The sequence below is a fragment of the Rahnella woolbedingensis genome, assembly GCF_003602095.1.
Lineage (GTDB): Bacteria > Pseudomonadota > Gammaproteobacteria > Enterobacterales > Enterobacteriaceae > Rahnella > Rahnella woolbedingensis.
This window is the reverse complement of the sequence record NZ_RAHH01000091.1, coordinates 1-751: the sequence shown is the minus strand read 5'-3', so window position 1 is coordinate 751 and position 751 is coordinate 1. Positions and strand designations below refer to the sequence as shown.

General features: G+C 57.7%; 1 protein-coding gene. It reads left to right on the top strand.

The window, feature by feature from the left end:
• Positions 1-8 precede the first annotated feature (8 nt).
• Positions 9-751: Ig-like domain-containing protein (locus D6C13_RS25325; protein WP_167458091.1), on the top strand; the 743-nt coding region annotated here is incomplete at its 3' end.

Below are 751 nucleotides of genomic sequence, written 5' to 3'. Positions count from 1 at the left end.
CGGATATTATGTCCAGTACAGAAAATAATAACCTGAATGCCGCCGCGGAAGCAGGCATTGACTACGACACGCTCGCACACATTGATACCATCACCGATGCGGCTGGTCACTCTATGGGCCCGGTGCTCAATGACGGCTACACCGATGACCTGCAACCGACGCTCAGCGGTCGCCTGCCGATGGGCGATGGCCAGGTACTGCGGGTTTACTGTAATGGCGTGGTGCTTGGCTATTGTGACATTGGTGAAAACGGCAACTGGAGCTTCAAGCCGGACGCGCCACTGGAGCCGGGCAGAACCTATGACTTCCAGGTTTTCCTGACAGACTCAGGCACCAATGAACTGCTGCCATCCAATACCTACACCATTCACACCACCGAACTAAACCAGGACGCCCCGCCAGTCGCGCCGGTGATCACCGAAGTCCTCGACCAGTCGGGTGACCATCAGGGCGTCGTCGCACAGGGTGGCAAAACTGATGACAGCCAGCCACTGGTTTCCGGTACCGCAGACGCGGGCAGTGTCGTGACGGTAAAAGTGTATTCCGCCGTGAATAATCATACGTACACATTGGGCAGCGTGGTGGCCGATGCCGACGGGCACTGGAGCTACAATCTGCATGGCTCTCAGAATATCACCAACCTGTACGGTGAGTGGACCTTTACGGCCACGGCGACCAATGCCATGGGAACCAGCGACAGCAGCGCAGGCTACAGCGTGGAAACCGTGGCCACGAATGCCGACGTGTTCGC